This window comes from Collimonas silvisoli (genome assembly GCF_018305005.1).
Classification (GTDB): domain Bacteria; phylum Pseudomonadota; class Gammaproteobacteria; order Burkholderiales; family Burkholderiaceae_D; genus Collimonas; species Collimonas silvisoli.
In genome coordinates this window covers 1-7,304 of the sequence record NZ_JAGQEG010000151.1, presented here as the reverse complement: position 1 = coordinate 7,304, position 7,304 = coordinate 1, and the positions used below count along the sequence as shown (strand labels likewise).

The following is a 7,304-nucleotide window of genomic DNA, read 5'->3' as shown; positions in this document are numbered from 1 at the left end:
CAAAATAGGCAGGACCAATTCCCAAAGATACCCCGCTTAAGTTGAAACCTCTATCTTTTACAATCGCATATTCGACGACATGTTTTCTATCCAATAAAAATCTAACATAAAATTTTTCATCGTCTGTTGGAGCTTTATCTGCAAATATGGAAAGATGCCTATTGCCATTTTTTTGGTAATAAGAAATCACTGTTTCGTACAGCAATGAAAAACCAGAAGCGTCATTATTTAATTGCACGATAAAATCCTCCTTGAGTTGGGACAATGTTGTATCCGCTATTTTTAAGGTACGTAAACTCTAAATTAGTGTACGTCCCAATATCTGCAATAGCAGGATTTGCGGTAAACAAAAATATTTTCCCCTGAGCCATCTGTTGATCTAAAAATGCTTTATTGATATTCCACATCTGATCAGCACCCAGTTGCCCTTGCACCGCCCCCCAATCAGACATCGAAAAATAGGTCGAGCCACGCGCTTGCGCAACAGCATCATATGAAGCGTTGCTGCCCGCAATGTATTTTCCTAAAACGACTTCCGAAGCACCAGCATTATGTGTAGAGCTTAAAGCTCCCTGGTTAAAGGTTTGTTGAATGATGTCCGGTGATGCGCCGTCTCTATAAAAATTATTCAATTGCGTCGCTGTTTTTTGCGCCGCCGCTTCTCCTGCTGTAGCGATCGTTTTTGTTCCAAACAGTTTTGCCAACGTCACTGTTAAATTCTCAGCCAACTGAGGTACAGCAGCTAGTCCCAGCAGCTCCAGTACCGTACCCTTATCAGCTTCCGCCAGCTTAGCCTGATCAAGATCCCTCGGTGTCATGCTTCCAAGCAGCGCTGTTTGTTGTGCTGTGATCTGCTGCAACTGTATAGAGTTGTCCTGGTACAGCATTTTTTTCTGTTCCAGCGCATCGACCGCATTAACGATACTATTTACCTTTGCAATACAAGCATAATCGTCACAGGATTTCCCTGCATATTTATTGGCAGCGGCGACACGGTCATCAGCCCACGCCGTAGGATTCTTGGCACCGTATCTGGCCTGCTGTTCCGGGGTCCAAGATCCATCTACATTGCCGCCTAAAAAAGGATTTGCACGTTCTGCCGCTGTAGCCTGGAACAGCGATAGTGGTTTGTTCTGTACGATAAATTGCTTGGCGGTTTCATCACTTTTCCCGCTTTTCAGCGCCGCATCGTCCACTCCGGCGTAACCTGCTGACAATAAGCGTTGATAAGCATCTTCTACAGAAATACTTTCACCCGTTTTCTCCTTGAGATATTGCTGATATTTTGCGGCATTACCCTTGGCCCATATCCGCTCATCCTCGTGCAACTGCCGATTGTTTTGATCCGCAATCAACGCAGCATTCGCGCCAGTCGCAGCACCCTGCGTCCCTCCACCGGCCAGCGCCCCCGAAGCAGCCCCGACCAAGGTCGCCCCCAGATTCATCATGTCATTGAAAGCCTGTGATCCAGGTTTATAGCCTTGACTGACCAGGTAGTCGCTCATGATCGGCACCATCGCTTCATGCGTCATGCCAGCAATAGCACCAGCCGCAGCGCTCCCCCCGCCGATCTTGGCTTCGATCAGTCCGACAATGCCATGCAAAGCAATCTTCTCCGGCGAACCGTCTGGCCATTTGCCTTGCGCCATATCGCCAACCATATTGGTCAGCACCGAACCAACCAATCCGGCAGCACGCTGGTTCTCTTGCGCTTTCTGTTGCTGTGCTTGCAGATCCTGCGCCTGCTGCAACGTCAGCGTGTTCGCCAGCGAGGCGTTGGCGGTGGCTGCATCACGGCTGCTCAGGGTCGTTGCATTCGTCTGGCTTTGCGCATCTTTGGCGGCGTCGCCGGTGCCGGTAATGGTGATCTTGGCCGGGCTGATCACGCTCTTGGTGCTGCCGGTCTGGTCGCCGCTCTTCGGCATGCCAATGCTGCCGTTCAGATTGCCCAGCACATTGCCCATCACATTGCTGGCGATGCTGCTGGTCGAGGCGCTCACGCTGACGCTCTCCGAGTTGGTGTGCTGCGTGTTGGTCAAATCGCTATACGTTAGGCTGGCCGTTTGCAGGCTGTTCTTGTCTGGCGTGGCCGTGCTGGTGATCGCCGCGCCTTTCAGATCGGTATTGCCCTTCACCTTGATATCGAAGCCATCGCTGCCGGCGGCGATGCCGCTTTGGCCGACCGCGCTCTGGTAATTGTGATCGACCGTTTGTTTGGCATAGTTGACGCTGCCGCTGACCACGGAGCCGACACAGATCGGCGGCACGCAGATACTCAAACTGAAACCGCCGCTTTCCTGCTTGCTGTCGAAATTGCTGACGTCTTGCAAAGTCCAGATGTTGAGGTTGCCGCCAATATCGGCAGTCACCTTGTTCCCCGCCAGTTGCGTACCCTTCATATTGAGGTCGCCGCCGCTCTTGACACTCAGTTGATTCGTGGCGCTGATCTGGGTGTTGTCGTAGGTGGTCTCGGTGCCGTTGGCATGGCCCTTGGACGTCGATGCACCAATCTGGAAACTCAATCCGGTCTGCTGGCCGTTGGAGCCGAGCGTGGCGCCGATGCCGGCACTGCTGCCGCTATTGGCCAGCGCGGCGCCGGCTTGATTGAGCGTCAGCGCGCCGGTGGCGATCAATTGACCGCCGGTGTTGTCCACGCTGGACGGCGTATTCAGATTCAACACGCCGCCGGCGATGATGTGGCCGCCTTGCGTGTTGCTCAACGCCGGCGTGACAATCGTGACATCGCCAGTACCGCCGATCAGCCCGGAGCCGGTGACGGCGGACGGATTGGCATTGGTGATCGAGGTAGCTGCGGCAACGGTAGTCAATCCAGTGCCGACATTGATGATTTTACCGTTGGTGTTGTCGACCGTACTGCCGGAAACCTGCAACTGGCCGTTGTTGCCCAAGGCTTCGATCTTGCCGCCGACGTTGGTCAATGCGCCCTGCGCTGCCGTGGCGACATTGCCCATCGCTTCCATGGCGCCATGGGTGTTGTCGAGCGTGCTGGCGGAAGACACCGTGAGATCGCCGAGCGCGCCGAGTGCGCCGCTGGCATTGTTGATGCTGCCGGCCGTCGCGGTTACCGCGCCCTTGCCGCTGATGCTGCCTGCAGCGTTGTTTAATGCCTGGGCGACATTGACTGCGACAGCGCCGGTACCCAGATTCTGGATTTTACCGGCAGCGTTATTGACCGACTGTGCATTGACGGTGGCGCCAGCCGTCGCCCCTTCGATGGTGCCGCCCTGGTTATTCACTTGACCGGCAACGGCATCGACGGTCACGGCTGCACCGCCGATATAGCCGCCCTGGCTGTTGTCGATAACGGATGTGCTGGTGACCGATTGATTACCCACGGCGGTCAGCTTGCCGCCCTGGTTCGCGATGGAACCGGCCGTGATCGTCCCGGCGCCATTGGTGCCCAGCACCCCGCCGTTATTCGACAAGGCGCCGGTGTTCACCGTCAACGCACCAGTGCCCATATGGGCGACAGAACCGCTGTCATTGGTCAGTGCCGCCGGCGCGAGGGTCAGATTGCGGGCCAGCACACCGATCATGCCGCAACTGTTGTCGAGCAGCTGCGAGACGTTCATCGTGGCTGTGCCGTTGGTATCGTTCTGGATGATCTGGCCGGCGGCATTCTTGAGCGTGCCGGCCTCCAGGTCAATCGTGCCGGCGCCCAAGGTGCCGCCGCTGTTGTCGAGTGTGGCCGCCGTGATGGTGGCGCTGGCCGGACTTGTCGTGGAACCTGCCTGGATCGTGCCGGCGCTATTGGTGAGGTGAGATCCGGCATTGACCGTCATGGCCCCGTTCGAGCCGAGAGTGCCGCTATTATTGTTGAGCGAACTGGCCGTCAGATTCAGTGTCTGTTGCGCGCTGATGCTGCCGCTATTGATCGTCGCACCGGCAGTGATGCCGGCCGCGCCATTGGTCGCTATCGCACCGTGCTGATTCGACAGCGTGCCGGTGGCGATGTGCAGCGTGCCGGCTGCGGCCTGGGAGATGGCGCCGCTGTCGTTGGTCAGGCTACCTGTCGCGAGCGTCAGATCGGCGGCGTTGCTCTGCAATGTACCGTGCGAATTGTCGAACGCGCCTGCGGCTTGCACCGTCATCGCCGCCGCCCCGCTTTGCGAGATCAGCCCGGATTGATTCGCAATACCGTGCGCGTGAAGAGCGACCTGGGTCGCGGCAATGGTGCCCGCATTATTGGTCAGCGCCGTTCCGGCAGAAGCATCCAGGACAGCGCCGGCAGCTAAGCTGCCGGAGGAATTGTCCAGCGCCTGCGCGGCAGCAACCGTCAGATTCTGCGCGGCGGAAATCGCGCTGCTGTTGGTGAGCGATCCCGCCGACACGGCGACGTTGCCATTGCCGCCGATGACACCTGCCGCCGCATTGGTGAGCTGGCCGCTGGCCGTCAACGTCAAGCCGTCGGCGTTCAGCGATTTGATATTGCCGGCGGTGTTGTCGATATTGACACCGGACATATTGAGCCCGGCACCGGCTTGGATCGTGCCGTGCGCGTTCGATACATCGCCGCTGCTTGCCAGCGTTGTCTGCTGCACTGAGGTCAACGATCCGCCCTGATTGTTCAGGCTAGCGGCAGTCAGATTGACTTGACCGTTGCTGGCAATCGCGCCTTGCGCGTTCGTCACAGCACCGCTCTGGATCGTGGCAGCGCCGGAGCCGGCATGATTGATTTGACCGCCGGTGTTATTTAAGCTGCCGGACGCTATCGCCAGATTCTGGGCGTTGGTGGTAATACTGCCTGTACTGTTGTTCAACAGACCGCTGGTCGTGATGCCGGTGTCGCCGCTCCCTGACTGAGTGAGAGTGCCGCCGACGTTGGAAAGGCTGGCGGAATTGCTTGTCAGTTGCGCCGCAGCGATACTGCCCTGGTCATTGATGACGGCGCCTGTCGCGCTCAGGTTGGCTGCGCCAGCCGCTTGCAGCGCGCCGCCCGTCAGATCGATATTGCCAGCGTGGGCGGCTAAACCAATATTGCCCCCGACGTTGGTTTGGGCATGGGCCAGACTCAGGCCGGCCCCAGCAATGACGCCGAAATCGGTCGTCGCCGTGTTCCGGCCCGTAGCGCTGACTGCACCCGCGGCAATCAAGCTCAGGCTTCCCGGCTGGGTGGCATGGCTATTTACATCAACGCCTGCGCCCAATACGCCTGTCGAATTGATCGAACCGGAGAACAGCAACAAATCATTTTGCGCGGCAATGACGCCGCTATTGGCAATCTGTCCTGCACTATAAAGCTGCATCGCCTGCTGGCCGTATAACGTGCCGGTATTGGTAATCGCGTCATTACCGACAATGCGTACCTGGCCGCTGGCAGTGGTTCTTCCATTCAGGGTGACTTGCCCCTGATTGTCGATATTCAGATCCCCGGCCTGGGCTGCGATATTGCCGAGACTGACCACACCGACACCGGCTTCGGTGCCGACGAGCCGGATCTTGTTGGCGTACATCCCGCCTAAAGCGGAAGAATCTATCCCAACGGTAGGCTTACCGCCCTCGCCCGTAATCACCTGGACGCCGAGGTCAGCATAATTGACCAGATTTGCGCCCGTGATGACATTCAGATTATTACTCGCCCACAACTGACCGTTGATCGCAACACTGCGAGAAATCAGATCGAGCTGGTCCAGATTATTGCCGTTGAGGCCGTTCGCACCGATCTGGATATCGCCACGCGTGACACGAAAGGCATTTAAGCTGCCGTCGCCGCCGAAGACCGGCGTGCCGGTCGTGAGAACGCCACGTGAGGTGTTGATGAACCCCAATCCATTGACGCTCAGTCCGTTCGGATTGGCAATAATCACCTCTGCCCGCTGACCCGCCACTTCGATATAACCGTTGAGCTGGGAGCGGCTGGTGCCGGTCACTTCGTTCAAAATAATGCGCGCCGCATTGCCAGGCGTGAGGTTCGCATTGCCCGGCACCCAGCCCGCCTGCTGCGTCTGCACGCTCGTCGGGGAATTATTAAGAACTGCGCCCGTACTGCCGCCGACGGAGAATTGGTTGTATTGGTTATGACTGAGCCCGGAAGAATTTGGCGCCACGATATTCACCAGAGGAATGCCGCTGGCGGTTTGTGAAACTGTAGGGCGATGGCTACCGGCATTCGGATCGGCCACGATCTGTGCGTTGACCACGGTGACGCTACCAAACAAAGCTGCAACGGCGACGCCTAAATGCACCAGACGCATCAACGGCGACCTGGCCGCCCCTGCGCTACCGGACTGACTGCCGCTCCCCTTGGCCTGATTGGAAACATTCTCGGCCACCACCACCAAGGCATTACGTTGCTTGCTGAAAATGACGCGGTAGGCTTGCGAGTTCATCGTTCTTCCAATCGGGGGAAATAGTATTTATATGGCGATTAATATTGATACGCGAGACTGAAACCAACTGCCGGCGTCGCGGTCTTGAAACCTTGCGGCTTGACCAGCGCCCAACTGGAAAATACGTCGTAGCTCAAGCCGAACACACCGCCGCGTACACCGACCGTGGCGCCGGCCAGCTTGTTGCCGAGGAGGTTCGCTACGCTGGGGCCGTACACCTGGCCATAATCCAGGCCGACATAAGCCGACTGGCCACTGTTGGCAAGCGGCAGGCTCAGTTCATTGCGCAGATAAAAGCCGCGCTCGGCGGCCAGGGTTAGCTCGCCATCAAAGCCGCGCACGGTGTAGCGATTGCCAAAGCTGAATTGATCCGCCAGATACAGCGGCGAACGCGTCGTTTGCCCATGAAAGGTGCCGATATAGCTCAGCGGTTGGCTGGCGATCTGAAACGGCACGCTCAAGGTGGCATCCACCGTCTGCAAGCCGTAGTGCAAATTGTTGGTGCTCGGATCTTCCTGACCCAGCACATTCTTGGCATAGGTTTGCCCATTGAACCAATTGACACCCCATTTATTGGCGACCGTCAGGTCGAGCTGGGCGCTGCCAAAGTAATGCGTATGCACCCAGGCGAGTTCGGCGAAGGTGGTGTCGCGTTCCTGTACCGCGATTTCGGTATCGGCGATGTAGGCATGGTTCCAGCGTTTGCCGACTCTGAATTGCCAGCTGTTCTTTTGCGATTGGTCGCGCTGGAACAGCTGGGCAATCTTCAGTTCCAGGTTGCGCGACTTGCCGCTGGAAACAAAGGTCTCGTTGGCTCCCGCAATTTTGTGGTGGTAGTCATAGCTGCTGGCCGAGATCGCAAAATTCCAGTAGCCGGCAGGCACCGCGTAATAGACATTGTTGCCGCTAGTGCCGCGCTGACCCGCTTTGCGATCCGCATCGGTGCTGACGCCG

General features: G+C 57.4%; 3 protein-coding genes. All 3 read right to left on the bottom strand.

Annotation, left to right across the window (positions count from 1 at the left end; translation table 11 throughout):
* A partial coding sequence (locus KHU33_RS24725) for a hypothetical protein (protein WP_211467975.1) occupies positions 1-238 on the bottom strand: 238 nt, incomplete at its 3' end.
* Positions 225-6,350 (bottom strand): two-partner secretion domain-containing protein, encoded by a 6,126-nt coding sequence (locus KHU33_RS24720; protein WP_211467973.1) that lies wholly within the window; start codon positions 6,348-6,350, stop codon positions 225-227. The genes KHU33_RS24725 and KHU33_RS24720, both read right to left, overlap by 14 nt.
* A gap of 38 nt (positions 6,351-6,388) precedes the next feature.
* The coding region (locus tag KHU33_RS24715) for a ShlB/FhaC/HecB family hemolysin secretion/activation protein (RefSeq protein WP_211467971.1) at positions 6,389-7,304 on the bottom strand (916 nt) is incomplete at its 5' end.

Coding starts and splice junctions, on each gene's coding strand:
- KHU33_RS24720 (WP_211467973.1), bottom strand. CDS start 6,350: ATGAACTCGCAAGCCTACCGCGTCATTTTCAGCAAGCAACGTAATGCC.